The sequence below is a fragment of the Halogeometricum limi genome (assembly GCF_900115785.1).
GTDB classification, from domain to species: Archaea; Halobacteriota; Halobacteria; order Halobacteriales; family Haloferacaceae; genus Halogeometricum; species Halogeometricum limi.
Window position 1 is genome coordinate 224,709 of sequence record NZ_FOYS01000001.1, and the last position, 26,154, is coordinate 250,862.

The 26,154-nt window shown below is 67.0% G+C and carries 31 protein-coding genes and 1 tRNA gene; 16 read left to right on the plus strand and 16 right to left on the minus strand.

All coding sequences use genetic code 11. From position 1 onward, the window contains the following. Positions 1 to 62 precede the first annotated feature (62 nt). Positions 63 to 2,357: a methyl-accepting chemotaxis protein gene (locus BM282_RS01130; protein WP_175501330.1), complete on the minus strand. Its 2,295-nt coding sequence runs from the start codon at positions 2,355 to 2,357 to the stop codon at positions 63 to 65. 206 nt (positions 2,358 to 2,563) lie between these two features. Beyond that, a complete protein-coding gene (gene sufS / locus BM282_RS01135; protein ID WP_245758303.1) occupies positions 2,564 to 3,835 on the minus strand; it encodes a bifunctional cysteine desulfurase/selenocysteine lyase SufS in 1,272 nt (423 codons plus the stop codon). Between the two features lie 175 nt (positions 3,836 to 4,010). On the opposite strand from sufS, the gene BM282_RS01140 reads away from it, so the two are divergent. Beyond that, the gene (locus tag BM282_RS01140) at positions 4,011 to 4,343 is read left to right on the plus strand and encodes a DUF5789 family protein (RefSeq protein WP_089875976.1); all 333 of its coding nucleotides are present in this window, start codon (positions 4,011 to 4,013) and stop codon (positions 4,341 to 4,343) included. Between the two features lie 124 nt (positions 4,344 to 4,467). Here BM282_RS01140 and BM282_RS01145 read toward each other — a convergent pair whose 3' ends face one another. After that, a complete protein-coding gene (locus tag BM282_RS01145) occupies positions 4,468 to 4,767 on the minus strand; it encodes a DUF424 domain-containing protein (protein WP_089875978.1) in 300 nt (99 codons plus the stop codon). Further along, positions 4,767 to 5,513, minus strand: a complete 747-nt coding sequence (locus tag BM282_RS01150; RefSeq protein ID WP_089875980.1) for a tetratricopeptide repeat protein — start codon at positions 5,511 to 5,513, stop codon at positions 4,767 to 4,769. Before BM282_RS01150 ends, BM282_RS01145 begins: the two co-directional genes overlap by 1 nt. 90 nt (positions 5,514 to 5,603) lie before the next feature. Here BM282_RS01150 and thpR point away from each other — a divergent pair, with 90 nt between their 5' ends. Further along, a complete protein-coding gene (gene thpR, locus BM282_RS01155) occupies positions 5,604 to 6,164 on the plus strand; it encodes an RNA 2',3'-cyclic phosphodiesterase (RefSeq protein WP_089875982.1) in 561 nt (186 codons plus the stop codon). 46 nt (positions 6,165 to 6,210) lie between these two features. Here thpR and BM282_RS01160 read toward each other — a convergent pair whose 3' ends face one another. After that, on the minus strand, positions 6,211 to 7,149 hold the full coding sequence (locus BM282_RS01160; protein ID WP_089875984.1) for a DMT family transporter: 939 nt from the start codon (positions 7,147 to 7,149) through the stop codon (positions 6,211 to 6,213). A gap of 180 nt (positions 7,150 to 7,329) precedes the next feature. Here BM282_RS01160 and BM282_RS01165 point away from each other — a divergent pair, with 180 nt between their 5' ends. From BM282_RS01165 to ftsY, 6 genes are all read left to right on the plus strand, one after another. After that, positions 7,330 to 7,482, plus strand: coding sequence for a 50S ribosomal protein L39e (locus BM282_RS01165; RefSeq protein ID WP_006055503.1), 153 nt, complete (start codon positions 7,330 to 7,332; stop codon positions 7,480 to 7,482). 3 nt (positions 7,483 to 7,485) lie between these two features. Then, positions 7,486 to 7,764, plus strand: coding sequence for a 50S ribosomal protein L31e (locus BM282_RS01170; RefSeq protein WP_089875986.1), 279 nt, complete (start codon positions 7,486 to 7,488; stop codon positions 7,762 to 7,764). A gap of 2 nt (positions 7,765 to 7,766) precedes the next feature. Next, a complete protein-coding gene (locus BM282_RS01175) occupies positions 7,767 to 8,432 on the plus strand; it encodes a translation initiation factor IF-6 (RefSeq protein WP_089875988.1) in 666 nt (221 codons plus the stop codon). A gap of 148 nt (positions 8,433 to 8,580) precedes the next feature. Then, positions 8,581 to 8,757 (plus strand): 50S ribosomal protein L18Ae, encoded by a 177-nt coding sequence (gene rpl18a / locus BM282_RS01180; RefSeq protein ID WP_089875990.1) that lies wholly within the window; start codon positions 8,581 to 8,583, stop codon positions 8,755 to 8,757. After that, positions 8,757 to 9,218, plus strand: a complete 462-nt coding sequence (gene pfdA / locus BM282_RS01185) for a prefoldin subunit alpha (protein WP_089875992.1) — start codon at positions 8,757 to 8,759, stop codon at positions 9,216 to 9,218. The genes rpl18a and pfdA overlap by 1 nt, the downstream gene beginning before the upstream one ends. Positions 9,219 to 9,248: 30 nt before the next feature. Next, positions 9,249 to 10,700: a signal recognition particle-docking protein FtsY gene (ftsY, locus tag BM282_RS01190; RefSeq protein ID WP_089875993.1), complete on the plus strand. Its 1,452-nt coding sequence runs from the start codon at positions 9,249 to 9,251 to the stop codon at positions 10,698 to 10,700. A gap of 93 nt (positions 10,701 to 10,793) precedes the next feature. Here the strand turns inward: ftsY and BM282_RS01195 are convergent, their stop codons facing one another. Together BM282_RS01195 and BM282_RS01200 are read right to left on the minus strand one after the other, a co-directional pair. Continuing rightward, complete coding sequence (locus BM282_RS01195; protein ID WP_089875995.1) at positions 10,794 to 11,408, minus strand: LysE family translocator; 615 nt, start codon at positions 11,406 to 11,408, stop codon at positions 10,794 to 10,796. A 39-nt stretch (positions 11,409 to 11,447) separates the two neighbouring features. Then, on the minus strand, positions 11,448 to 12,404 hold the full coding sequence (locus BM282_RS01200; protein ID WP_089875996.1) for a D-2-hydroxyacid dehydrogenase: 957 nt from the start codon (positions 12,402 to 12,404) through the stop codon (positions 11,448 to 11,450). Positions 12,405 to 12,493: 89 nt separating this feature from the next. Between BM282_RS01200 and BM282_RS01205 the strand changes: the two genes are divergently transcribed. After that, positions 12,494 to 13,888 (plus strand): signal recognition particle protein Srp54, encoded by a 1,395-nt coding sequence (locus tag BM282_RS01205; protein ID WP_089875998.1) that lies wholly within the window; start codon positions 12,494 to 12,496, stop codon positions 13,886 to 13,888. A gap of 203 nt (positions 13,889 to 14,091) precedes the next feature. Beyond that, positions 14,092 to 15,060 carry an AAA family ATPase gene (locus BM282_RS01210; protein ID WP_089876000.1) on the plus strand — a complete coding sequence of 323 codons (969 nt, stop codon included), beginning with the start codon at positions 14,092 to 14,094 and terminating at the stop codon, positions 15,058 to 15,060. A gap of 26 nt (positions 15,061 to 15,086) precedes the next feature. Here the strand turns inward: BM282_RS01210 and BM282_RS01215 are convergent, their stop codons facing one another. Genes BM282_RS01215 through BM282_RS01230 form a run of 4 tightly spaced genes read right to left on the minus strand, consistent with a single transcriptional unit; the run spans position 15,087 to position 18,476 of the window. Further along, a complete protein-coding gene (locus tag BM282_RS01215; RefSeq protein WP_089876002.1) occupies positions 15,087 to 15,809 on the minus strand; it encodes a DUF7519 family protein in 723 nt (240 codons plus the stop codon). Beyond that, positions 15,806 to 17,071, minus strand: a complete 1,266-nt coding sequence (locus BM282_RS01220; protein ID WP_089876004.1) for a DUF58 domain-containing protein — start codon at positions 17,069 to 17,071, stop codon at positions 15,806 to 15,808. The genes BM282_RS01215 and BM282_RS01220 overlap by 4 nt, the downstream gene beginning before the upstream one ends. Continuing rightward, on the minus strand, positions 17,068 to 17,673 hold the full coding sequence (locus BM282_RS01225; RefSeq protein ID WP_089876006.1) for a DUF7269 family protein: 606 nt from the start codon (positions 17,671 to 17,673) through the stop codon (positions 17,068 to 17,070). The genes BM282_RS01220 and BM282_RS01225 overlap by 4 nt, the downstream gene beginning before the upstream one ends. After that, positions 17,670 to 18,476, minus strand: coding sequence for a DUF4129 domain-containing protein (locus tag BM282_RS01230; RefSeq protein ID WP_089876008.1), 807 nt, complete (start codon positions 18,474 to 18,476; stop codon positions 17,670 to 17,672). The genes BM282_RS01225 and BM282_RS01230 overlap by 4 nt, the downstream gene beginning before the upstream one ends. A 279-nt stretch (positions 18,477 to 18,755) precedes the next feature. On the opposite strand from BM282_RS01230, the gene BM282_RS01235 reads away from it, so the two are divergent. The 4 genes from BM282_RS01235 (at position 18,756) to BM282_RS01250 (ending at position 21,200) form a co-directional block, all read left to right on the plus strand. Further along, entirely contained in the window at positions 18,756 to 19,337 is a 582-nt protein-coding gene (locus BM282_RS01235) for a magnesium transporter (protein WP_089876010.1), read from the plus strand. After that, positions 19,337 to 19,894, plus strand: a complete 558-nt coding sequence (locus BM282_RS01240; RefSeq protein WP_089876012.1) for a magnesium transporter — start codon at positions 19,337 to 19,339, stop codon at positions 19,892 to 19,894. The genes BM282_RS01235 and BM282_RS01240 overlap by 1 nt, the downstream gene beginning before the upstream one ends. Before the next feature lie 64 nt (positions 19,895 to 19,958). Then, positions 19,959 to 20,963 (plus strand): nucleoside recognition protein, encoded by a 1,005-nt coding sequence (locus tag BM282_RS01245; protein WP_089876014.1) that lies wholly within the window; start codon positions 19,959 to 19,961, stop codon positions 20,961 to 20,963. Positions 20,964 to 20,993: 30 nt separating this feature from the next. Next, complete coding sequence (locus tag BM282_RS01250; protein ID WP_089876016.1) at positions 20,994 to 21,200, plus strand: hypothetical protein; 207 nt, start codon at positions 20,994 to 20,996, stop codon at positions 21,198 to 21,200. A 6-nt stretch (positions 21,201 to 21,206) separates the two neighbouring features. Here BM282_RS01250 and BM282_RS01255 read toward each other — a convergent pair whose 3' ends face one another. Beyond that, positions 21,207 to 21,626: an RNA-binding domain-containing protein gene (locus BM282_RS01255; RefSeq protein WP_089876018.1), complete on the minus strand. Its 420-nt coding sequence runs from the start codon at positions 21,624 to 21,626 to the stop codon at positions 21,207 to 21,209. After that, positions 21,623 to 22,228 (minus strand): AAA family ATPase, encoded by a 606-nt coding sequence (locus BM282_RS01260; RefSeq protein ID WP_089876020.1) that lies wholly within the window; start codon positions 22,226 to 22,228, stop codon positions 21,623 to 21,625. Before BM282_RS01260 ends, BM282_RS01255 begins: the two co-directional genes overlap by 4 nt. Before the next feature lie 85 nt (positions 22,229 to 22,313). Here BM282_RS01260 and BM282_RS01265 point away from each other — a divergent pair, with 85 nt between their 5' ends. Beyond that, positions 22,314 to 22,691 carry a YccF domain-containing protein gene (locus BM282_RS01265; protein WP_089876022.1) on the plus strand — a complete coding sequence of 126 codons (378 nt, stop codon included), beginning with the start codon at positions 22,314 to 22,316 and terminating at the stop codon, positions 22,689 to 22,691. A 57-nt stretch (positions 22,692 to 22,748) separates the two neighbouring features. Beyond that, a tRNA-Arg gene (locus BM282_RS01270) sits at positions 22,749 to 22,822 on the plus strand. A gap of 253 nt (positions 22,823 to 23,075) precedes the next feature. Here the strand turns inward: BM282_RS01270 and BM282_RS01275 are convergent. The 3 genes from BM282_RS01275 to thsA form a co-directional block, all read right to left on the minus strand. Next, a complete protein-coding gene (locus BM282_RS01275; protein ID WP_089876024.1) occupies positions 23,076 to 23,543 on the minus strand; it encodes an FxLYD domain-containing protein in 468 nt (155 codons plus the stop codon). A 234-nt stretch (positions 23,544 to 23,777) separates the two neighbouring features. Beyond that, a complete protein-coding gene (locus BM282_RS01280) occupies positions 23,778 to 24,224 on the minus strand; it encodes an ABC transporter ATP-binding protein/permease (RefSeq protein ID WP_089876025.1) in 447 nt (148 codons plus the stop codon). A 278-nt stretch (positions 24,225 to 24,502) separates the two neighbouring features. Beyond that, positions 24,503 to 26,152 carry a thermosome subunit alpha gene (gene thsA / locus BM282_RS01285; protein WP_089876027.1) on the minus strand — a complete coding sequence of 550 codons (1,650 nt, stop codon included), beginning with the start codon at positions 26,150 to 26,152 and terminating at the stop codon, positions 24,503 to 24,505. Between the last annotated feature and the right edge of the window lie 2 nt (positions 26,153 to 26,154).

The window sequence follows — 26,154 nt, forward strand, 5'->3', positions numbered from 1 at the left end:
TCTCTCCCCGTTGATGGACAAAAAACTGGTCGCTCGTCCGACCCGTCCGCGTCGCGCCCGGACTACACCTGCGGCGTCTGCGACGCCCCACGACCGCTCGACCCGTTCTCGGTCTGTCGGACGACGTCCGCCGACGCACCGGCGCCTGCCGCGTCCGCCGTCTCGCCGTCCACCTCGAACTGTTCGAGGAGCGTGTGGAGTTGGTCCGCGCGGTCCGCAAGCGACTGCACGCTTCCCGACACCTCCGCCAGCGACGAGGACTGCTCCTCGGAGGCGGCCGAGACGTTCTCGGCTTTGGCCGTCGTGTCGGAACTGATTCGCGCCACGTCCTCGACGATGGTGACGACCTGTTCCGTGGTCTCAGCCTGGTCCTTCGTCGTCGCCTCTATCTCCTGAACGCCGTTGTTCGCCTCCTCGAAGGCACCGACGACGGCGTCGACGGCGTCGAGTGCGCGTTCGACCACGTCGACGCCGTTCGAGACGTTCTCGCCGGTGTCGTGCATGTCCTCGGCGGTCTGTTCGGTCGACGTCACGACGTCGCCGATGAGCGTCTCTATCTCGTCGGTCGCCTCGCTGGCCTCGCTGGCGAGCGTCTTTATCTCGTCGGCGACGACGGCGAACCCCTCGCCCGCCTCACCGGCGCGAGCGGCCTCGATGGAGGCGTTCAGCGCCAGGAGGTTCGTCTGCTCGGCGATGCCGTCTATCATCTCGACGATTTCGCGTATCTGTTTGATCTCCGTCTCCAGCGACTCCACCTCGGTCACGCGCCTGTCGGTCCGCCGTTCGATGGTGTTCATCTCGTCGATGGCGTTCTGCGCGTACTGTTGTGCGTCGCGGCCGCGTTCGACCGCGCCCTCGGCGGTGTCTGCGACTTCCGTCGCGGAGGCGGCGACCTCTTCGATGGTCGCCGACATCGTCGTCATCTCGTCGCTCGCGGTCCCCAGTCGGTCGTCCTGTCGCTCCGCGCCCGCAGAGATGGCCTGCACGGACTCGCTGACCTGCTCGCTGGCCTGCTGAATCTCTTCGGTGCTCGTCGTCACCTGTTCGCTCGCGGCCGCCACCTCGTCGGCGAACCGCTGAATGTCGACGACGGTGTGTTCGAGTTCGTCCATCATCGCGTTGAACGACGTCGCGATGTCGGCCATCGCCTCGTTGTCCTCGTCGGGGTCCATCCGCCGGGTCAGGTCGCCGTCGGCGCAGGCGGTCATGACGGCGCTGTACGCCCCCGCCTGCGCTTCGAGGTGGTTCGCCGTCTCCTTGCTCTCCGCGATTCGCGTCCGCAGGGAGTCGCGCATCGACCCGAAGGCGTCGTACAACTGTCCGATTTCGTCCACTCTGTCCGACTCGACGTCGACATCGAGGTTGCCGCCTTCCAGTTCGTTCGCCTTCTCCTCTAAGTCGCGCAGGGCGAACACGGTGTTGCGCCCGACGACGACGCCGAGGACGCCCAGACCGACGACGGCGCTCCCGAGCAGCATCAGGAAGTCGTTCCCGACGCCCGTCGCGAGCGAGAACGCGCTCGACTCCGGCACGTGCGTCACGACGGCCCAGTCGGTCCCTTCGATGGGAGCGTACCCCATCAGAAACGGTGCGTCGACGAGGCCGTCGACGGCGTCCATCTCGACGATTCCCTCGTTGCCTTGCGCACCCAGCGAGACGGCATCTGCGTCCTTTCCGAGGACGTACGTCGAGGTGATGGCCTCGCCGCGACTGTCCATCATCACCTCGCCGTCGCCGTTGTCGACGACCATCACGAAGCTCCCGTCGATACTCGTCTCCAGTTGGGACGACATCTCGGAGACGTCCGCCGTGACGACGACGAGATAGTCTTCGTGGCCGTTCACCGGCGACGTCCACGAGAGCAGCGACGCGCCGCCCGAGGTGTAGACGTCCGACCGGAACACGTCGTCGGCATCGGAGAACGAGCGCTCGTCGGCCGCCCACGCCGCCTGTCCCGTCGTCATCGACGACCCGACCAGCGACTGGTCCGTGCTCGCGAGGACGGTGTTCGACCCGGCGTCGACGTAGTGGACCGAGTGGACGTCCTCGGGAACGGCGTCCATCTCGTTGTTCAGGAACATCCCGACCGACTCGGGGTCTTCCGTCTTCATCACCTGATACTCGGAGAGCATCGCCGCCGTCTGCTTGCGTTGGCTCACCCAACCCTCCACCTCACCACCGCTCAGCGCGGCGGAGGTGATTATCTGGTCGGTCACGCTGTTTTCGACCTTCGCTTGGCTGTTCGTGTACGCGTACGCCGAAATCCCCCCCAGGACCAGCAGTATCGCGAGAACTACGGCGAGGAACTTCAGGCCGTAACTCGCTCGAATTCGTCTCGGGACGACTGTGCTTACCATCGACATATACCTCTCCTACAGAACGATTGGTATAGTTGTGACTCTCAAATTATTCCGATAGATAATCAGAGCAGATTGTATTCTGAAACGATAATGATGTCTTTACTAGACTCGACGAGTTCGAATACCTCGTTCGGTCGGTTTTCCCGAAAACGCGCCCGTTCGGCTCTCTCGTTCGCTGCAAAAGGACTGGCCCGAGCGTCGTCTCAGGCGAACAACTGCCGGGCGTCGTCGACGGCGTCGACGAGTTTGTCTATCTCCTCGTACGTGTTGTAGATGTAGAACGACGCTCGCGTGGAGGCGGCCGCGCCGAGTTTGTCGTGCAGGGGTTGCGTGCAGTGGTCGCCGGCGCGGACGGCGACGGCGTGGTCGTTGAGGATGCTCGATAAGTCGTGCGCGTGCACGCCGTCCAAGTTGAACGCCACGAGTCCGCCTCTGTCGTCTCCGGGCGGGCCGTATATCTCGATGTCGTCGAACTCGTCCAACCGGTCGTAGGCGTACTCCGCGAGGAGTTCCTCGTGCTTCTGGACGTTCTCCATCCCGATATCGTCGAGGTAGTCGATGGCCGCGTGGAGGGCGATTCCCTGCTCGATGACGGGCGTTCCCGCCTCGAACTTCCACGGCAGGTCCTCCCACGTCGACTCCTCGTAGGTGACGCGACGAATCATCTCGCCGCCGTAGAGGTACGGCGACGTGTCTTCGAGAATCTCCTCTTTCCCGTAGAGGACGCCGATACCCGTCGGTCCGAGCATCTTGTGTCCCGAGAAGGCGAAGAAGTCCGCATCGATGTCCTTCACGTCCACGGGACGCGTCGGAACGGACTGCGCGCCGTCGACGAAGATGTACGCGCCCACCTCGTGCGCCATGTCTGCGAGTTCGGCGACGGGGTTGATGGTGCCGAGCGTGTTCGAGACGTGGACGACGGAGACCATCTTCACGCTGTCGTCTATCAGTTCTTTCGCGTGCTCCATGTCGAGACGGCCCTCGTCGTCGACGCGGATGTACTCCACCGACGCGCCCGTCTTCTTGGCTATCTGTTGCCACGTGACGAGCGAGGCGTGGTGCTCCATCTCCGTCAGGACCACCGTGTCGCCCGGACCGAGTTCTTCGAGGCCCCACGCGTAGGCGACGAGGTTTATCGCCTCCGTCGTGTTCTTCGTGAAGACTATCTCCTCGCGTCCGTCGGCGTTGACGAACTCCGCCACCCTGTCGTGGGCGTTCTCGTAGGCGACGGACGCCTCCTGACTGAGGTGGTGGATGCCGCGGTGGACGTTCGAGTTGTAGCCGTAGTAGTAGTCCACGATGGCGTCCACGACCTGTCGCGGCGTCTGACTGGTCGCCGCGTTGTCGAGGTAGACAAGCGGTAAGTCGTCGTTCTCGCCTTCACCGGGGACCGTGAAGTCGCCGCCGACCTTCCGGTCGAGGATGGGGAAGTCCTCGCGGATGGCCGCGACGTCTATCGGGTACGATTCCTGCACTCCCATTGCACTCTCCTAACGGTCCCAGCACTAACACGCCTTCGGTCCGCACGCTCGGGCGCAACCGAATTCGGTAACGCTCTCAGCGGTCGCGCGGCGTCGTCGTATCGACTCCAAGCCGTCGACGCCGAGGGACGTCCGCACCGTTATTTCGTTCGGACGCCTACTATATGGGATGTCGAATCACGAACAACGCCGAGACGCGAAAACAGACGACGACGAACACCGCCAACCACTACGAAGACAAGAGGATGTACGCGACCGCACCCACGAAGACCGGGCGATGGCCGGCGACCCCGACGGGCGGCTTGGTGACCTGGATAACGCACTCGAAACCCATGCGTATCCGACCACGACGAACGAACTGGTCGAGTCCTACGGCGACTCTCGGATCGAAACTCAGCAGGGGACGGAATCTCTCGAAGATGTGCTCGCCTCGACCGACGACCAGACGTTCGTCTCCGCCGACGACGTTCGAAGTCGGATACTGGGACTGATACACCGGTAGCGACCGCGACCAGACCACCCCCGTCTCGCTGTTCGGCACGGTCCGTTCTCCGCTCGCAACGGCTCACCGTCTCTGTGAGAAGCAGTATCGACGACCGTCCGAGTGCGTCGACTACCCCAACCGTCTACATCCAGAGCAACTGCGCGTGCCGCGTCTCGCCCACGTCCAGCACCGTCTCCTCGTCGACGATTCCGGCGTCGACGGCGACTTCGACGGCCTCCTCGCCGACGATGTTGGCCACGGTGGCCCGGGTGAGACTGTCGACGACGGCGTCGGCGTCCGCCTCGCTGGCCTCCTCGCCGCCGTAGAACTCCTCCGTTACTTCGAGCGACACCGGACCGTCTTCGTACGTCTCGCCGAGGCAGTCTCGGTCGCAGACGGAGACGAGCAGTCCCTCGGGCGTCTCTCGCTCTCGCAGGAGCATCACCGCTCCTCGACGAGTTCCTGTTCGCGTTGCTGTCGAATCTCGTTCGCCTGCTGTTGGACCTGTTCGGCCTCGTCCTCGCGCCCTAAGTCCTCCAGTGCGCGAACCTTCTCCTCCAACACGTCGGCGTTGCGCATTCCCAGCCGAATCGCGTTGTCGAAGGCGTTGACGGCGTCCTCGCTCAGACCGCGTTCCTGCAGGAAGAACCCGCGGTTGTACCACGCCTGCGCGAAGCGGGGGTCTATCTCGACCGCACGCTCTGCGTGGTGGAGTGCCTCTTCGGTCTCGCCGAACTGCCAGAGCGCGTAGGCGAGGTTCGTCTCCGCGGACGCGGCGTGCTCGGAGTCGTCGTCGATGCGGAGGGCCTCCTTGTAGGAACCGATGGCCTCGTCGAACTCCTCCAGTTGGGCGTGTGCGGCCCCCTTGTTCACCCACGCCTCCTGGGCTTCCAGCGAGTCCTCGTCGGCGAACTGCGCGGCGCGTTCGAACGTCTCCGTGGCCTCCTCGAACCGGTTTATCTGCATGTACGAGAGGCCGACGTCGACGAGTTGTTCGACGTCGACTTCGTCGCTCGCGATGTTTCGTTCGTCGAGTTCGTCGGCGACGACCCGCGTGTCGACGGGGTCAACCTTCGCCGGGTCGACGTTCAGTTCCGGCGGGTCGAGCGTGAACTCGTCGTAGTCCTCGCTGAACCCCTGTCCCTCTGAGAAACGATGGGGTCTGTCTCGCTCGCCGTCTTCTGCCATGCGGCGCGCTTGGGTGTCGAGACGGTTAAGAACTACGTCACACGGCTGTCAGCCCCGAACGTTGAACCGCTCGGCGTCCGTCTTTCCCCCATGCGATTGTTCCTCAGCATCGACCTGCCCGATTCTCTCACCGACGCCGTCGCGACGGCCCAGGAACGCTTCGCGGCGGCCGAGAGCCTCCGATTCGTCGACCCCGCGCAGACGCACGTCACACTGAAGTTCCTCGGCGACACCGACGAAGAGCGGATTCCGGCCGTCGAGGCGGCCGTCGAAGCCGCCATCGACGACACCGACGTCGGTCCGTTCGACGCCACCATCGGCGGGTTCGGCGTCTTTCCCTCTCTCGACTACATCAGCGTCGTCTGGGCGGGCGTCCGCGACGGCGCGGGCGCGGCGGAGATGACGACGCTCGCGGAGGCAATCGAGCGCGAGACGGTCGGACGCGACTTCGACCCGGAGCGACACGAGTTCACGCCGCACGTCACCCTCGCGCGGATGGACGACGCCCGCGGCAAAGAGGCGGTTCGGCGCGTCGTCCGCGAGGCGGACCCCGACGTCGGGACGTTCCGGGTGGCGGAGGTGCGGTTGAAAGAGAGCACGCTGACGAACGACGGGCCGCGGTACGAGACGGTGCGGCGGTTCGCGCTGTGAGGTCGGTCGGCTCTCAGTCAGTTCTCAGTCGGCAGTTACTCGGCTATCAGTCGGCGTCTCGGACCGCGTTCTCTTCTACCCCTCGAAGCCGTCCCCACTCGCGTCGGATGTCCGCGCGCTTGACGAGGGCGAACCCGACGAAGATTATCGCGAACCCGGCCACCGTCGTCGCGTCCAGCCCCGTCCCGCGGACCTGCCAGCCGACGACGGCGGCGAAGACGGGGATGACGTACTCCAGCAGGCTCACCTCGACGGGGCCGACGTGGTCGAGCAACCAGAAGTACATGAAGAACCCGCCGGCGCCGGCGACGACGGCGAGGTAGAGAAGCGAGGCGACCGCCGCGGGCGTCCACTCGGCGGCGGCGACCGACTCCCACGGGAGGGCGGCGCTCGTCGCGTGCAGGACGACGGCGCCGACGAGCATCATCCACGCCTGCGTCGAGACGAAGGGGAGCGTCGAGTCCGCGTCGTGGGTCACCACCGCGCCGAGGGCGAACGCGACGGCGGAGGCGAGGACGAGAGCGACGCCGACGAGGTTCGAGTCGACGAGGTTCGCGGGGTCGGGGTTCGCGATGACGACGACGCCGACGAAGCCGATGAGGACACCGACGGCACCGACCGGCGAGAGGCGCTCTCTCGACGCCGTGAGGCGGGTGAGCGCGGGCGTGATGACGGGGATGAGACCGAGGAGGACGGCGGCGACGGCGCCGTCGACGTACACCTGCCCGGAGAAGAGGAAGGCGTGGTGGACGCCGATGTTGAGGACGCCACCGGCGAGGATGGGGACCCACTCCGCGCGCGCGGTCGGACGAAGTCGGTCGCTCCGGACGAGTGCGAGGCCGAAGAGGACGGCGGCGGCGACGTCGAACCGGACTGCCGCGAACAGCGTCGGCGGAAGCGAGTCGAGGCCCACCTCGGTTGCGACGAAGGCGGTGCCCCAGATGGCGGACAGCAGTACGAAGACGGCAGTCGTCCGGTGACGCATTCGTTCTGCGTCGAAGCGGTGGTCCGTCCTGAATGGCTCGGTTCCGGCACGACGCGTCGCGTCGCTCTGACGAGTGGCGTGACGAGCGGAATCGACCGTTCTCGGCGGCGTGAGGCGCGTTCTCTCCGGCGGAACCGAAGGAACAAGATTTTATGCGGGCCGAGGGTAGTTCCGAGTACCATGAGTAAGAAATCGAAGGCCAAGAAGAAGCGACTGGCCAAACTGGAGCGTCAGAACAGTCGTGTCCCCGCGTGGGTCATGATGAAGACGGACATGGAAGTCACGCGAAACCCCAAGCGCCGCAACTGGCGGCGAAGCGACACGGACGAGTAACCAATGAGCGCAAGCGACTTCGAAGAACGAGTCATCACCGTACCGCTCCGCGACGTGAACGCCGTCCCCGCCTACGAGCGTGCAGGCCGCGCGATGAAGCTCATCCGCGAACACCTCGCACAGCACTTCTCGGTCGACGTCGAGGACGTGCGCCTCGACACCGACATCAACGAGACGGTGTGGGCGAAGGGCCGAAAGCAGCCCCCGAGCAAGTTCCGCGTTCGCGCCGCTCGATTCGACGAGGACGGCCAGCAGGTCGTCGAGGCAGAACCGGCTGAATAACGGTGCTCCGCGCCTCCTTCGCTGGCTCGGCGTACGTCGGCGTCTTCGCCTGCGCGACCGACGACGTGCTGTTGGTCCGCCCGGACGCCGAAGACGACGTCGTCGACGCGATGACCGCGGAACTCGACGTGCCCGCCGTCCGGACCACCGTCGGTGGTTCCGGAACGGTCGGCGCACTCGCGATGGGCAACGACAGCGGCATCCTCGTCTCCGCGCGTGCGACCGAGCGAGAGAAGGAGACCATCGAGGACGCCGCCGGCGTCCCCGTGACGAAACTCCCCGGCCGCCTCAACGCCGCCGGGAACGTCGTCCTCGCGAACGAGGTGGGTGCGTACGTCCACCCTGACCTCTCCGAGGAGGCCGTCGCCGTCGTCGAAGACGCCCTCGACGTCACCGTCGAACGCGGTGACCTCGCGGACGTCCGGACGGTCGGTACGGCCGCCGTCGCGACGAGCGAGGGCGTGCTCTGTCACCCCAAGTCCCGCGAACCCGAACTCGAAGCCCTCGAAGAACTGCTCGACGTGACCGCCGATATCGGCACCGTCAACTACGGTGCACCGCTCGTCGGCTCCGGACTGGTCGCCAACGAGTCCGGCTACGTCGTCGGCGAGGATACGACCGGTCCCGAACTCGGCCGTATCGAGGGCACGCTCGGGTACATCGACTGACCGCCGCGCGTCGGTCTCTCTTCACGCGCACACGCGTTCTCTCTGCAGTGGCATCGCCGTCGGTCGCTCGATTCTCCTCGACGCTCGCGCTGTCATACTGCTCTCCGAGTAGGAAGATACTTCCCGCTCGCGGGCCGACGATGCGGGTATGAGCCAATTTACGGTGAGCGGCCAGTTCCAGAGCCGAGACGGCTACAGTTCGTTCGAGACGTCCATTGAGGCGCCGAACGAGAACGTCGCCCGTGACCACGTGCTCTCGAACATCGGGAGCCAGCACGGTCTCAAGCGCACCCAGATCGAGATTTCGGAGGTGACCGCAGAATGATGGGTGGCGGTCAGCAGCAACTTCAGCAGCTCTCGCAGGAACTGCAGGCTATCGACGAAGAGATCGAGGAACTCGAAGGCGACGTCGAGGAACTCGAGACCGAGAAGACCGAGATAGACGAGGCCGTCGAGGCCATCGAGACGCTCGAGACGGGGTCGACGGTGCAGGTCCCCCTCGGCGGCGGCGCGTACCTCCGCGCGGAAGTGCAGGACATCGACGAGGTCATCGTCGACCTCGGCGGTAACTACGCCGCAGAGCAAGAGCAGAACGACGCCATCGAGGCGCTTCACCTGAAGCAGGACTCGCTGGACGAGCGTATCGCCGAAGTTCGCGGCGAGATTTCGGACCTCGAAGACGAGAGCTCCGAACTCGAACAGCAGGCCCAGCAGATGCAACAGCAGATGCAGCAACAGCAGATGCAGCAGATGCAGCAGATGCAGGGCGACGAAGACGGCGAATAACGCGACCGCCTCCCGCTTACACTCTTTCACATGTTCGATGGACTGAAGAAGAAGCTCAACAGTTTCCGCAAGGACGTCGAAGACACCGCCGAGGAGAAGGCCGAAGCGGCGGCCGAAGAGTCCGAGGCAGGACCCGACGCACCCGCGGACGCCGAGACGGTCGACGCCGAGGCGACGGACGCCGACGCCGCCGTCGACGGCGAGAACGACACCGACGAGACGACGGTCCGGACCGAGACGCCGGCCGACGCGGCGGACGCCGATTCGACCGCTACCAAGGCCGACTCGACCGATACTTCGCCGGACTCGACCGATACTTCGGCCGACCTGGCAGACTCCCGACGACCGCCGGAGTCGGACCCCGAGGTGACGCCGGATACGGCGTCAGAAGGCGACGCCGACGCCGACGTCGCTTCGGCGGACGCCGCGACGGACGTTGCGGACGCCGCGGACGACCACCCCGACACCGCAGACGAGGTGGTCGAAGACGGTGCCGTGGACGCCGAAGACGAGGACGTGCCGCCGCGAGAGCGACTCGCCTCAGACGCCGCCAGCGAGGCGCTTCAGGCGGGCGAAAAGGAGTCCTCCGGTGCGGGTCGACTGAAGCGCGCCGCGGCGTTCGCCACCGGGAAAGTCATCATCGAGGAAGAGGACCTCGAAGACCCCCTCTGGGAACTCGAGATGGCGCTCTTAGAGAGCGACGTGGAGATGCACGTCGCCGAAGAGATTCTGGAGACCATCCGCGAGAAGATGATCGGCGAGTCGCGTAGACAGGTCCAGACGATGGGCGAACTCGTCCACGAAGCGCTTCACGACGCCCTGTACGACGTCATCAGCGTCGGGCAGTTCGACTTCGACGGACGGGTCGCCGAGGCGGACAAACCGGTCACGCTCATCTTCACCGGCGTCAACGGCGTCGGGAAGACGACGAGCATCGCGAAGATGGCTCGGTACCTCGAAAACCAGGGCCTCTCGGTCGTCCTCGCCAACGGCGACACGTACCGCGCCGGGGCGAACGAGCAGATTCGAAAGCACGCGGAGAACCTCGATACGAAACTCATCACCCACGAACAGGGCGGCGACCCGGCGGCGGTCATCTACGACGCCGTCGAGTACGCCGAGGCGCACGATATCGACGTCGTCCTCGGCGATACGGCCGGTCGGCTGCACACCTCGAACGACCTCATGGCGCAGTTAGAGAAGATAGACCGCGTCGTCGGTCCGGACATGACGCTGTTCGTCGACGAAGCCGTCGCCGGGCAGGACGCCGTCCAACGCGCCAAGAAGTTCAACGAGGCCGCCGAAATCGACGGTGCGATACTGACGAAGGCCGACGCCGACTCCAACGGCGGCGCGGCCATCTCCATCGCCTACGTCACCGGCAAACCGATTCTCTTCCTCGGCGTGGGACAGGGATACGCCGACATCGAACGGTTCGACCCCGAACAGATGGTGAGCCGACTCCTCGGCGACGAGGAGTAGTCTCGCCGCCCGTTCGTAGCCGTCCGCGCACCGACCGCGACCCCCGACCGCGAACCCCCTCGTTTCCACTCCAGACTCGACCGCCGAGTCGCTTCACTCGACGGCGACGCCGACGCCGAGTGCGACCATCACGCCGCCGCCGAGCCAACTCAACCCCGAGGAGAAGCGCGAAGACTCCAGTAGGCGGCCGATTCGACCCGACGCCACGGCGACGCCCGAGAGGTACAGCGCCGTCAGACTCGCGTACGTCCCCCCGAGGAGAAACATCCGAAGTTCCGCACCGGAACCGCTCCCCGCGAACGTCGGGAGAAGCGAGAGGAAGAACAGCGCGACTTTCGGGTTCAGCGCGTTGACGAGAACGCCGCGGCGGAAACTCCCGTCCGCGTCCGTCTGCACCGCCGGGTCGAACTCGTCGTCGCGGAGGGCGGTGAGGCCGAGGTAGACCAAGTAGAGTGCGCCCGCGTACTTCACCACCCGGTACGCCGTCGGTGCGGCGCGGAGGAGTGCGGCGAGTCCGAGTGCCGCGGCGGCGGTGTGGAGGAGGACGCCCGTCGAGATACCGAGCGCGGACCGGACGCCCGTCGCTCGCCCCTGCATCCCGCGGGCGAGGACGTACATCGTGTCCGGCCCCGGCGTCAGGATGAGGGCGACGGCGACGCCGCAGAACGCGACGAACGTCGTGAGAGTCAGTCCGGCGGCGAGTTGCATCGTCGGTTCCGTCCCGCGTGAGGGACAAAAAGCTCCGCCTCAGGGCGACACTTGGTTCTCCAACTCCGTCCACTCGCCCGTCTCAGTCACCCGTTCGACGTTCCGCGCGAGGACGTCGGCGAGTCGCGTCCAGTACTCCGGGGTGTAGCCGGAGACGTGCGGCGTGAGGTAGACGTTCTCGAAGTCCCAGAGCGGATGGTCCGCCGGGAGGGGTTCGGGGTCGGTCACGTCGAGGGCGGCGGCGCGGAGTCGCCCGCGACGAACCGTCTTCACGAGTGCGTCGGTGTCGACGACGCCGCCGCGGGCGACGTTCACGAGGACGGCGTCGGCGGGAAGCGCGTCGAACGCGTCGGCGTCTATCAGCCCGTTCGTGGTCTCGGTCAGCGGACAGGCGAGGACGAGGTAGTCGGTCCGGACGAGTGCGGACTCCATCTCGTCGAACCCGACCACCTCGTCGGTCGGTCCGCCCTTCTCGGGCGTGTACCGGACGCCGATGGTGTCGACGCCGAACGACTCCAGTCGGTCGACGACGGCCTGCCCTATCGCGCCGAGTCCGACCACCGTGACCGTCGACCCCTGCAACTCGCCGTACGCCTGGAAGTGCCGCCACTCGTGACGGTCCTGTCGGCGCATCCCCTCGTCCAGTCGGCGCGTGATGGTGAGCATCCAGCCGAGGACGTGTTCGGCGATGTTGGGGCCGTGGACGCCCGAGGCGTTCGTGACGGTGACGCCGCGTTCGCGGAGTTCGTCCAGCGGGAGGTGGTCGTACCCCGCCGCACCACCGGCGAACAGGTGCATCTCCGTCGCCGCATCGAGAACGTCGTTGGGCAGACGGATTCCCGTCACGATATCGGCGTCGCGGGCCGCTTCGAGGGTCGCGTCGGTGGTCTCTTCGTGTCTGACCGTCGCGTCCGGCAGTCGGTCGCGGAGGGCGTCTGCGTACTCGGCGGCGGGAACGCCGTGGGCGGACTGGTCGAGGACGAGAATCGTCGTCATCGTCTGTCCCGTCGGGTGCTTCCGAGAAAGCGTTTGGGCCGAGACCGACGGATAAAGCCTTTACACGGGCGGCGGCGTAGAGTGAGCCAATGGTACTCGACAATCTCGGGAGTTCTCTCCGCAGCAGTCTCGACAAACTGCAGGGGAAGTCCCGCCTCGACGAGGACGACGTCGAGGAGATCGTCCGGGAGATTCAACGCTCCCTCCTCTCTGCCGACGTCGACGTGAGCCTCGTGATGGACCTCTCTTCGTCCATCGAAGAACGCGCGCTGAACGAACAGCCACCGGGGGGAACCTCCGCCCGCGACCACGTCCTCAAAATCGTCTACGAGGAACTGGTCGGTCTCATCGGCGAGTCGACGGACATTCCGCTGGAACCGCAGACCATCCTCCTGGCCGGTCTGCAGGGGTCCGGAAAGACGACCACCGCCGCGAAGATGGCGTGGTGGTTCTCGACGAAAGGGCTCCGCCCGGCCGTCATCCAGACGGACACGTTCCGCCCCGGCGCGTACGACCAAGCGAAGCAGATGTGCGAACGCGCCGAGGTGGAGTTCTACGGCGACCCCGACGAGGAGGACCCCGTCAAGATCGCGCGCGAGGGGATGGAGGCGACGGAGTCCGCGGACATCCACATCGTCGACACCGCGGGCCGGCACGCCCTCGAAGACGCCCTCATCGCCGAGATAGAGGAGATAGAACGCGCCGTCGACCCCGACCGGTCGTTGCTCGTCCTCGACGCCGCCATCGGACAGGGGGCGAAAGACCAGGCCCGTCAGTTCGACGACTCCATCGGCATCGACGGCGTCGTCATCACCAAGCTAGACGGGACGGCGAAAGGTGGCGGTGCCCTCACGGCCGTCAACGAGACGGACTCCTCCATCGGCTTCCTCGGCACCGGCGAGACGGTGCAGGACATCGAACGCTTCGAACCCAACGGGTTCATCTCCCGTCTCCTCGGCATGGGCGACCTGAAGCAGTTGTCCGAACGGGTCGAACGCGCGATGCAGGAGACCCAAGACGAGGACGACGACTGGGACCCCGAGGACATCATGAAGGGGTCGTTCACGCTGAAGGACATGCAGAAACAGATGGAGGCGATGAACCGCATGGGTCCGCTCGACCAGGTCCTCGACATGATTCCGGGTCTCGGCGGCGGTTTCAAAGACCAACTCCCGGACGACGCGATGGACGTGACCCAAGACCGCATGCGCGCGTTCGACGTCATCATGGACTCGATGACCGAAAACGAGTTGGAGAACCCGCGTACCGTCGGTGCGTCTCGCGTCCGCCGCATCGCTCGCGGGTCGGGCAAAGACGAGGAGACGGTCCAACAACTGCTCGAACAGCACAAGATGATGGAGCAGACCATCAAGCAGTTCCAGGGGATGGGCGACGGCGACATGCAGCGCATGATGAAGAAACTCCAGAATCAGGGCGGCGGTGGCGGCGGCGGACTCGGCGGGATGGGTCCGTTCGGCGACTGATTCGCACGCCGTTTCGACTTCTCTCTCGGTCCCGTCTCACCGGCACGTGCAGATACTCGTCTGACACCTCGTCCGCGGTAGGCGGGCGTTAAACGACCGCCCCCGGCCGTTCTGGCCGGGGAAGACGACCGAACCGGAAGTTACGAACTCCTGTTAGCCTTACCCGCTCTCTACTAATGCGGGTCCCGGCGCACGCTCCAGACATGCACGTCGGAGACTGCGCCAGTCACTGTCGGGACGTCATGGACGAAGTCGGCGACGCCGTCGTCGCCGACCGGTCGGTACTGCGGTCGATTCTGCTCGGCTACCTCTCTCGGGGGCACGTCCTCTTAGAGGACGTCCCCGGAACCGGGAAGACGCTCACCGCGCGGTCGTTCGCCACCGCTCTCGGACTCTCCGTCTCGCGCATCCAGTTCACGCCCGACCTCCTCCCCGCGGACGTCACCGGGACGCACGTATTCGACGAACACTCGCGGGAGTTCGAGTTTCAGGCGGGTCCCCTGTTCGCGAACGTCGTCCTCGCCGACGAGATAAACCGCGCCTCGCCGAAGACGCAGGCCGCCCTCCTCGAAGCGATGGAGGAGGGTCAGGTGACCGTCGACGGCGACACGTACGCGCTTCCGGACCCGTTCTTCGTCATCGCGACGCAGAACCCCGTCGAACAGGAGGGGACGTTCGAGTTGCCCGAGGCGCAGAAGGACCGCTTCGTCGTCAAGACGAGTCTCGGCTTCCCCGACGAGGCGGGCGAACTCGAACTCGTGGACAGACGCGCCGACCGACACAGCCAGTCGCCCACGGCGAGTCGCGTCTGCGACGAACAGACGGCGACGGACGTCCGCACCGCGCCCGAACGCGTCCACGTCGAACGGGACGTGCGGAAGTACCTCGTCCGGGCGGCCCGCGCGACGCGCGAGGACCACCGCGTCCGCGAGGGCGTCTCGCCGCGCGCGACGCAACGACTGTTCGAGGCGTCGCGGGCACTCGCCGCCATCCAAGGCCGGGAGTTCGTGACGCCCGACGACGTGAACGCCGTCGCGAAACCCGTGTTGGCGCACCGACTCGTCCTCACCCCGGACGCGCGCGTCGGGCAGGTCGAACGGCGAGACGTCGTCGGCGACGTTCTCGACGGCCTCACCGTGCCGTCGGTGAACGCCCGTCGACCGGCACAGTAACCGCTCTCTTCTCGGTTCGCCCCGACTCAGTAGTTCGAGAGGGCGACGAGCACCGTCACGACGCCGCAGAGCAACAGCAAGAGGCCGACGAGGGGGACGTTCGTGACGTTCATCTCGCGGACGGCGAACGTCGCCCCGACGACGAGCGCACCGAACAGCGCCGTCGCCGCCGTTCGCGTCACCTCGACGGGCCACGTGCGCGCCCGCACCCCGACCTGTTCGCCCAGCGAGACGGCCCGTTCGCCCGCGTCCCACGCCACGACGGCGGCGACCATCGCGACGAGCAGCGAGAACGCCCCGGCGTCGGTCAGCACGCCTCCGAGAACGACGGCGACCGTCAGGACGGCCGCGCCGGCGGTGACGAGGCCGCGGGCGCGGTTCGACCGCAGGGGTGCGACGCCCGCGCCGAGGACGCCGACGCCGGCGACGCTCGTCGCGACGACGACTCGTGCCGGGAGCGTTCCCGCCCCCGCCGCGACGGCGACGACGCCGCCGACGACACCGGCGACGCCCGCGACGAGGAGGAGTCCGGCGACGACGCGGTACCCCCGACGACGGACGGCGGCCGCGGCGACGAGGAGGGCGACGCCGACCAGTTCGACGCCGAGGGCGAGTCCGAGCGACTCCGCACCGTCCGTCAGGCCGGCGACCGACCCGAAATCGGTCGCGGCCGCGACGACGCCGACGGCGGCGAGGAGAGCGAGGACCGACCCGGCGCGAGTCGGCTGTGCGACGTGCGTTCGGGTCACGCCAGCCCCTCCTGTGCCCGGAGGAGTTCGGGTCCGAGCGGGTCCGACGGCGACCAGTCCACGACGCGAACGCCCGCGCTTCGGAGCCGTCGAATCCGCTCGGTTCGTTCTATCGCCGCCAACTGCCCGCCCCGCGTCGCCGTCGTCGTCACGTCGGGCACGACGACGGTGACGGCCGTCCCCGCGCCCTCCAGTTCGAGCGCGAAGGCCGTCATCGCCTCGTCGGCGAGCGGTGAGAACAGCACCACCTGCGTCCCGGGCGAGAGCCGTCGCCGCAACTGTCGCAGTTGGCCGTCCGTCTCCCAGTCCGTCTCCGGCGACGGGGGAAGCGTCGAAAAAGCCGGGTGACTCCCCACGCGGCGGCGTGCCCGGGCGAGGTGGTCGTCGCCGGACCCCGGCGGGAGCCAGCAGGACTCGCGACCGACCGCCGCGAGACCGACCGGATTCCGCGTGTCGGCCAGTGCGGTCAGCAGTTGCGACAGGCCCTCGCGCCCGCACGCGACGGCGTTGGGTTCTTCGTCGCCCGCCGCGCGATACGCCGGGGCGCGGGCGTCGAGACAGAGCACCACCGACGCGAGGCGTTCCTCGCGAAACTCCACCGTCGTCAGTTCACCCGTCTTCGCCCGGCGTTTCCAGTCGATACGGGAGAGGGGGTCGCCCGTCCTGTACTCGCGCGTCTGGTGGAACTCGGTTCCGCTTCCGCCCTCGTCGGTCGGCACCGTCCCGGTTCCGTGCCGGGTCTGCCGGCGCAGGGGCACTTCGGGAACCGACGCGGCGCACGCGACGGCGGTTTCGGCGTGGACCGTCGTCTCCACCTCCGTCGCGCCGGTCACGTCGCGTGCGAGCACCGTCGTCGGGTCGAACTGGTGCCGACCGTGTTCCGCGCGGACGGCGTAGGTGAACTCGGTCGTCCCGCCGGGACGGAGGACGGCGGCGTGTCGCGGCGTTCCCGAACACACCGTGAGCATCGGCGGCACGCCGTCGACGAGGCGGACGTCGCTCAGCGTCTCCGACCCGACGTTGCGGACGCGGACCGTCACGGACACCTCGTCGCCGGCCGCCGGGTCGGTCGGTTCGACCGAGCGTTCGACGGCCAGTTCGACGGACGGCGGGGACGACAGCCACGGATAGGCCGCGTACCCGGCGCCGACGGCACCGAGGAGGAGAACTGTCGCGTCTTGGACGAGGAGACCGATAGCGCACGCGAACAGTGCGACGGCGACGACGCCGCGCCAGCGTCGCGTCCGCCGAACCGTCGTCATCGACGCCCTCCGTCGGCGTCCTCGCGTCGGCGGAGTTCGTCCACCGCTCGTTTCGCGCCGCGTTCGAACCGGGACCCGCCGGCGAGGCGGCCGAGGAGTCGCTTCGAGAACGGGACGCGGACGGCGTCGCCGAGGAAGGCCGCCGCCGTCCGGTCGTCGGTCCACGACCCGGACGCCACGCGCGCCCGCGCCTCCTCGCGCGAACAGCCCGTCCGGTGCATCACCGACCGAACGACCGCCCGCCGGACCCGGTCACGAACCGCCGCCCGCCGTTCGTCGTCGCCGGCGAACGACCGCCACGACTCGCTCTCGACCGTCCGGTCGAACTCGACGCCGGGGTGGGGAGCGCCCTGTACCGTCTCGGGGGCGGGCGGCGTCGCTTGGTCGATACCGCCGACGCCCCGGAGGGCGAGGACGGCGACGACGACGAGGAGCGCGAGGGCGGCGACGACCGCCGCGAGAACGTAGTCGTTCCCCGCCGCCGCGACCAGTTCGGTGGCGGCGTTCCCCCGGTCGAGTTCGGGGGCCGCGACGAGGAGGACGGCGGCCGCGAGGCCGACGACACCGACCGCGGCGACGGCGATTCGTCCGCGCCGGTTCACCGTCGACCCCCCGCGAGGTTCAGCCGAGAGAGGTCCCGTTCGACCTGCTCTCGTCTCGCTTCGGTCACCTCGTGGTCTCCGTATCTGACCTCCTCGAAGGCGCGTCTGATTCGCTCGACTCCGTCGGGGTCGAGGCCGCTCGCGACCGCCGCGTCGGCGCACTCGGCGGGCGTCCGCCGCGCCGGGTCGTCCACGTTCGCCGCCGTGAGAACCGACACCCACGCGCGTTCGACGACGTTGTCGGGGTCGAGTTCGCGCGGCGTCGTCCGCGCGGTTCGTTCCGACGTCTGCGTCCGCAGTCGCTCGGCGATTCGGTCGCGGTAGCGGACGAGGACTCCCGAGACGCCGGCGAGGACGCCGAACAGGACGAGATACGGGAGCACCGTCGCGAGGAGGTCGAGCAGTCGGTCGAGGAGGCTCTGCTCCGCCGTCGTTCCGCTCTCGCTGTTCGCCGATTGGCTCGCACTCGACGGCCGGTCGTCGTTCGACTGCTCCGCGCGTCGGTCTTCGACGTCGCTTTCCGCGGCGTTCGACCGCTGTCGGTCCGACGTCCCCGAGTCCGGGGCGGCACGCGACTCCGCCTCTCCGCCGCCCGAGGCGGACCGTTCGGCCCCGGAACCGGGGTTCATCGCCCGGTCCAGTTTCCCGGCGGTGTCGGGACTGATGGGGACGACGTCGTAGTCGAGGTCGACCGCTTCGTCGGGCGTCGTCTCGAACGTCGATTCGAGCGTCGTCGAGGCGACGCCGACCGCTGCGATACAGGAGCAGACGACGAGGACAGTGGTGACTGTGTGGAGTTTCATCGTTCGTTGGTGTCGGCCGGAGGACCGACCGTGCCGCGAGGGTGGACCGTCTCCGTGGCCGGGAGACTGCCCTCGCGAGTTCGTCTCTGTCTGCCGTGTCTCGGAGCCGGGATAAGCCGCTTGTGACGTTTGCAGGAGTTAGTGACCCGCTAGCCGTGAAACCGTCTGAAACGGTCGCCGTCCGCGCGCCGTTCGACGAGTCGTTCTCGTCCGTCCCGGTCGGCCTGCGGTACGCTCTGACACGTCCGACTTTTTATCCCCGCGCCCGTCGCCTCCTGTATGAGTATCCGCGACGCGGCCGTGGAGGCGTATCGAGAGGCGCTCCCGGCACTCGTCGCGAGCCTCGTCGGCGGACTCGTCGCGGGCGTCGTCCTCGGCGGGATGCGAGCCGAACTCCGCGCGGTTCCCGGCCTCCTCGTCCTCGTTCCCGCCCTTCTCGCGACGCGAGGCAACGTCTACGGTTCGCTCGGCGCGCGCATCGCCACCGCACTCCACCAGGGTCTCATCGAACCCCGCGTCACCGCCGGTGACCGCCGCCTCCGCGCCGCCGCCGCCGCCGCACTCGGTAACGGCCTCCTCGCGTCGACGTTCGCCGCCACCGCCGTCTTCCTCATCCTCTCGGTCCTCGGAAGCCGCGTGGCACCGCTCCCCGTCCTCGTCGGTATCGCCGTCCTCGCCGGACTCCTCTCCGGCGTCGTCCTCGTCGTCGTCGTCGTCACCGTCGTCTTCGCCGGCTACCGCCGCGGGCGCAACCCGGACACGCTCGTCGGCCCCATCGTGACGACGACGGGCGACGTGTTCGGCGTCGTCTTCCTCCTCGTCGCCGTCCGCACCGTCCTCTTCCTCGGAGGTGCGGTCTAATGCCCACCGAGTGGACCGTCCGCGCGATTACGCGGGCGATGCTCCCCATCCTCCTTCTGCTCACGCTCGTCGAACTCGGGAGCGGACTCGTCCTCGGGAGCTTCGAGTCCGAACTCCTCCGATATCCCACGCTCCTCGCTCTCGTCCCGGTGACCATCGGGACGGCCGGGAATCTGGGGAGTATCCTCGCCGCGCGACTGTCCACCGCGTTCCACCTCGGGACGCTCTCGTTCGACCCGACGGACGAGGAACTCGCGGGCAACGCGCTGGCCACCGTCGCCCTCTCGGTCACCGTCTTCCCCGTCGTCGGCGTCGGCGCGTGGGGTCTCACCTCGCTGGTCGGTCAGACGAGACTCCCCGTTCGGACGGTGCTCTCGGTGTCTCTCGCCTCGGGCGTCGTCCTCGCCGTCCTCGCCGTGGCGGTGACGCTGGCGGCGACGTACGCCGCGTACCGGTTCGAGTTGGACCCCGACGACGTGGTCATCCCCCTCGTGACGAACTCCTGTGACGTGCTCGGCGTGCTGGTCCTGTTCGCGTCGGTGCAGGTGTTCGTGTGACGATTCGACGTCGCTCGCGGCCTCGACCGACGCCGACTTTGCTCCTCGTCTCCGACCGATAGCCGTGCAGTCGGTCGACCTCCTGACGACGCTCTGGCCCGTCCTCGTCGAGGTGCTCCCCCGCGTCGCGCGCATCGCCGCCCTCGTCGCCGTCGGCGTCTTCGCGGCGAACCTCGCCGTCGGCTTCGGCCTCGTGACGTACGTCGCAGGACTCTCGCGCTACCTCACCCGTCCAGCGAACCTCCCCGACGAAGTCGGCACGGCCATCCTCACCACCGCCGCCTCGACGACGGCGGGGTACGGCATGCTCGCGGAGTTCCGCGAATCGGGGGCGCTCGACGACCGAGCGACCCTCGTGGCTGTCACGATAAACACGTTCTTCGGCTTCGTCCAGCACATCTTCACGTTCTACCTACCCGTCCTGATTCCCATCCTCGGCCTCCGCGTCGGTCTGCTGTACGTCGGCGCGCGGGCGGCCATCGCGCTGGCTATCACGCTCACCGGCGTCCTCGCGGGGGCGGCGTTGCTGTCGGACCGGACCGCCGCCACCGGCACCACCGACGTGAGCGTCGACGCGGACGGTGACGATGCGAGTGCGTTCGACGACGATGCAGAGACGACGCGGGACGTCGTTCGCGGGGCGGCCGCGAAGACGTGGCCGAAACTGTGGCGACTCGTTCCCCGTCTCGCCGTCGTCTACGTCCTCGTCACGCTTCTCGTCCGGACGACCGACCTCCAGTCGGCTACCGACGTCGCCGAACCGCTCACCTCGCTTCTCGGCCTCCCGGGTGCGGCCGTCCCCGTCGTCGCCGTCTTCGCGTTCGACACCACCGTCGGGGCGGCGACCATCGCCCCACTCGTCGGCGAGGTGTTCACGCCCAGAACTGCGGTTGCGACGATGCTCGTCGGCGGTATCGTCTCGTTCGCCGTCTCGACGTTCAAACGGTCGATTCCGTTCCAGTACGGCATCTGGGGGGCGCAGTTCGGTTCGAAAGTCGTCGTCGTGAACACGGCGCTGAAAGTCGTCTTCATCGGTCTCGCGCTGGTCGCGTTGCTCGCGCCGGTGTGAGCTATGTCGTCTCGGCGACTATCTCTCCCGATGACGACGAGACGCTGTCCCGACTGCGGCGTAACGACGACGGAGATGCGCGTTCAGACGGGTGACGGGTTCGGTCTCCACCTCGTTACCGACGAACCGAAGAAAGGACTGCTCGGCGGGTTGGGGATGCGAGAGACGCTCCGACTGCGCGCGTTCGTCTGCCCGGAGTGCGGTCTCGTACGGTCGTACGCGGCGCGAGACGAGTAGACTCCGTCACTCTCGGTCTTCGGGCGGAATCGGCTTGCCGTCCTCCGTCGGCGGCGCGATGTGGTCGACGAACTCGTCGACGCTCGGGTTCTCGACGGTGACGTGCACCTCGATGTCGCCGAGTTCGTCGGGGTTGCCGACGGCGAAGTTGACGACGCCTTTGAACGCCGCCTGCTTCTTCAGCGCGAACGAGAACCCCGACTCGTCGCCGCGTTTCGTGAACTCCCGACGGGCGGTGTCGAGGATGGTCTGCTCGTGGAGTTTCTCGGAGAACTGTTCGAGCGAGTGCGTCTCCCCGACTATCTGTCCCGCTTCCCGCTCGAACTCGACGTTCGGGAAGATGTTTCGCACGGCGTCTTCGACTCTGTCCGTCACTTCCGTGTCGCGCACCGGAACGACGATGCGCGCGTGAGCGCTGTATATCATGCGTTTCGCTCTGGTTCCGTCTCCGTTTCCGCCTCCGTCTCGACTCCTCCGAGGGCGTCCGGCCCGGATTCGAGGAGCGCTCGAATCCGCTCGCGGAACCGTTCGAGCGTGTCCGTGTTCTCGACGACCACGTCCGCTCTGTCTATCACCTCTCCCATGCCGAAGCCCAGTTCGCGTTCCTCTCGTGCGCGGAGTGCCTCCCGGTCGGCGTCGCTGTCGTCGCGGCCGCGGTCTGACAGTCGCTCCGCGCGCAGGTCGAACGGCGCTTCGACGCTCAGGAGGACGAACTCGTCGCCGAACGCCTCCTCGAACCGGTCTAACTCGTACGGCGAACGGAGGCCGTCGACGAGGACGACGTCGCTCGTCTCCAACTCGGCCTCGATGAGCGGGAGCGACCGCGCGGCGATGGCGTCCAGTCCCTCCTCTTCGCGAAGCGCTTTCGCGATTCGACCGTGATGCTCCGCGGGGTCTAGCCCCCGTTCGCGGCACTCGGCACGAATCACGTCGCCCATGGTCACGACCGGGACCCCCGCGTCGCGGGCGACCGACGCCGCCTCGCCCTTTCCGCTTCCGGGCAGCCCGACGGTTCCGATGACCTTCATCGTCGCTCGCTTCTCGTCTGTCGGACTTAGGGTTTCGCTTCCCACATCCACGACCCTTTTCCCCGCCGCTGCCCTCTCTTCGCCTATGACCGACCGTTCCCTCCTCGTCCGTGCGCTCTGGTTCCTCGTCGTCGGCTGGTGGGCGACGCCCGTCGTCGTCAACGTCGCGTGGGCGCTGAACGCCACTATCGTCCTCCTCCCACTCGGCATCAAACTCATCAACCTCGTTCCGACGGTGCTGACGCTGAAGGAACCCCGGTCGCTCTCGCGCCCCGAGTCCGTCCGGGGGCAGCGCTCGCTCCTCGTCCGGGCCGTCTACTTCGTGTTCGTCGGCTGGTGGCTGAGTTTCGTCTGGGCCAACGCCGCGGCGATACTGGCGGTCACCATCGTCGGCCTTCCGGTCGCCTACTGGATGTTCAACCGCCTGCCGTTCGTCACGTCGCTGTACCGCTTCGACGGGTAACCCCGACCAGACCGAACCCAAATCGCTTTTTAACGGTCGTCGTGTGAGTGAACACGAGGGCGCGTAGCTCAGTTGGACAGAGCGTCGGACTTCTAATCCGATGGCCGCGGGTTCGAATCCCGTCGCGCTCGTGGAGACCGCCGAGCGTCAGCGAGGCGTGTCGGAACGCCACGCGCGGGATTCGAATCAGGGAGCGAACGAAGTGAGCGACTGGGGTTCGAATCCCGTCGCGCTCGCTCGCCTTTCAGGCTCGCTCGCGCGACGACCCTCCACTCGCTTCGCTCGTGGAGGTCCCGTCGCGCTCTTTTCAACACGGTTCGACGGTGGTGCACGCCGCGAAAACAGTTTCTGGAGAGATTCGAATCTCGTTCGCCTCAGAGACGACTACGCCTTCTTCCCCGTCACCCACACCTCGTACTTCTCGAACACCTTCACCGCGGAGGCGTCGAACGAGACGGCGAAGTGCCACTCCTCGCCCGGCCCGAGTTGGTCGACGTTTTGGGCGGCAGTCGTCGAGTAGAACTTCCCGAGTTGTTGTTGTTCTTCCATCGGCGACATGTGGACGGTCACGATGCTGTACGCGCTGTTGCCGGTGTTCTCCACCGTCCCCGAGACGCCGAGGACGCTCCCCCGCTCGAAGTAGTTCTGCTCGGTTATCTCCAAGGGAGTGTCGTTTCCTCTGACGCTGCCCTCGACGTCGCCGGACCCGTCGGTTTCGGTTCCCGTCGCGTCGCCGCTCTCCGTCTCGCTCGATTCGGCGTCTCCGCCGTCCGTTCCACCCGTGCACCCTGCCAGCGCGGCGACTCCGAGAGAGCCGACGCCAGCGAGGAACGCTCGACGATTTATCACCATATTATTCGATAAAAACAACTGCCGTCAAGAATGTATTTATTGTGGCTGTCGGGACGAACGTTCGCCGGGCCTATCGGTGACGGAGTTCGAGCGTTCGGCCGCACTCGGGGCACTCGTCGTCGACGATGGTCACCTGCGCGTCGCAGTCCGGACAGAACTCGCGGTAGCAGGCGGGGTCACCCATACCCGTGCCTACTCGTACCACGGCCTTGGCTCTTGTCGCCGGTGGGCCGACTACTCGTCTGCGACGTCTTCGGTTTCGCGGTGCCAGTCCTGTCCGAACTGGTCGCCGTACAGGCGGGCGTACGCGTCTCGGAGGCGGACCAACTCCGCGTGCGTACCCGTTTCGACGACGCCGCCGTCGGCGACGACGTAGATTCGGTCGGCGTCGTCCACCGCGGAGGGGCGGTCCGTGGCGACGACGAGTCGCCCCCGCCGCCGAGCGTCGGCGTACCGAATCCGCGCTTCTCGGGGCGTCTCGTCGTTCTCGACGGCGTCTATCACTCGGACGGTGCGGGCGGCACCGAGACTTCGGGCGAGGGTTCGAAGGGCGTCTCTGTCTGTTGGCGTGCCGACGACGGCGACGAACGACGCGTGGGAGGGCCACTCGACGTCGTCGAGTGTGTTCGGTCGCCTGTGTCGGTCCACGTCCGACCCGGGGTGGTCGGCGTGCGAACTCATGTCACTACGATACGACGTCCTGAGAGATAAGTAGTACCGTCGATACCGATTCTCGTCCGTGTTCGTCTCACGATACCCTCGAATAATCAGACGAACGAACACGTCCCGGGGGTTGAGGGTCAGAATACCCAGTTCGGTGTGCGAACGGTAACGGGGAGTTATCGAGCGACGCGTCGCTCTCTGTGGTGGCGTCGAAAGAATGCGGTGTTCGGCGTGAGCCGACGGTTAGGGTGCGGTTCGGTGGGTCGAAAGGGGGGATGTGTGAGCCTAAACCGACTTCACATCGCTCCGCCCATACCGCCCATGCCGCCCATGCCACCCATGCCGCCGCCCGGGGGCATCTCGTCGCCGTCGTCGTCGTCGCCCGTCTGGCCACCGGAGAGGTCGCCCGCGGCGATGACGTCGTCGATGCGGAGGATCATGACCGCCGCTTCGGTAGCCGACTCGATAGCCTGCGTCTTCACGCGGAGGGGTTCGACGACGCCTTCGTTCTCCATGTCGATGACCTCGCCCGTGTAGGCGTCGAGGCCGGCCGCGAACTCGCCACCGTCGTGGCGGGCGCGCAGGTCGACGAGGGAGTCGATGGGGTCGAGTCCGGCGTTCTCCGCGAGCGTGCGCGGGATGACGTCGAGTGCCTCGGCGAACGCTTCGACGGCGAGCTGCTCGCGGCCGCCGACGGAGTCGGCGAACTCGCGAAGCTGCAGCGAGAGCTCAGTCTCGGGTGCGCCGCCGCCGGGAAGGACTTTCCCGTCGTTGAGCGTCGTCTTGACGACGCCGAGGGAGTCCTCGATGGCGCGCTCCAGTTCGTCGACGACGTGGTCCGTGCCGCCGCGGAGGATGAGGGTGACGGACTTCGCGTCTTCGACGTCCTCGACGAAGATGCGCTCGTCGCCGCCGATGTCCTTCTGGCCGACGGAGCCGGCGAAGCCGAGGTCGGACTCCTCGATGTCGTCGAGCGAACCGACGACGCGGCCGCCCGTCGCGCGGGCGAGACGCTTGAGGTCGGAGGACTTCGCGCGGCGTACGGCGAGGATGCCCTCCTTTGCGAGGTAGTGCTGGGCCATGTCGTCGATGCCGTCACCGACGAACACGACGTCCGCGCCGACGTCGACGAGCTGGTCGACCATCTCCTTCAGCTGTTTCTCCTCTTGGTCGAGGAACTGCTGAAGCTGGTCGGGGTCGGTGACGTTGACTTCGGCGTCGATTTCGGTCTCGCGAACTTCGAGGGCACCGTCGAACAGCGCGACGTTGGCGTCCTCGACCATGTAGGGCATGTTCTCGTCGACGCGCTCTTTATCGATGATTGCGCCTTCGACGAGTTCGGAGTTGTCGATGGAGCCGCCGACGACCTTCTCGATGGAGACGTTCTCCGTGTCGATGCTGCCGTCGTCGTCGGTGACGGCCAGGACGGCGTCGACGACGAGTTCGGCGAGGAGGTCCTTCGCGGACTCCGCGCCCTTGCCCGTCATCGCCGTCGAGGCGATTTTGATGAGCGTCTCGCGGTCGTCCGCGGAGACGTCGATGGCGTTGTCCTCGAGGACTTCCTTGGCCTTCTCTGCGGCCTGACGGAAGCCCTGTGCGATGGTGGTCGCGTGGACGTCCTGCTCGATGAGTTCCTCCGCCTGGTCGAGCAGTTCACCCGCGATGACGACGGCCGTCGTCGTACCGTCTCCGACCTCATCCTCTTGGGTCTCGGAGACTTCGACGATCATGTTGGCCGCCGGGTGGTCGATGTCCATCTCCTTGAGGATGGTGACGCCGTCGTTCGTGACGACGACTCCACCCGAGGAGTCGACCAGCATCTTGTCCATGCCCTTCGGACCCAGCGTGGTCCGGACGGACTCTGCCACGGCCTTCCCGGCCGTGATGTTCATCGACTGCGCGTCCTTTCCTTGTGTGCGCTGGGAGTCGTCACCCAGAATAATCATGG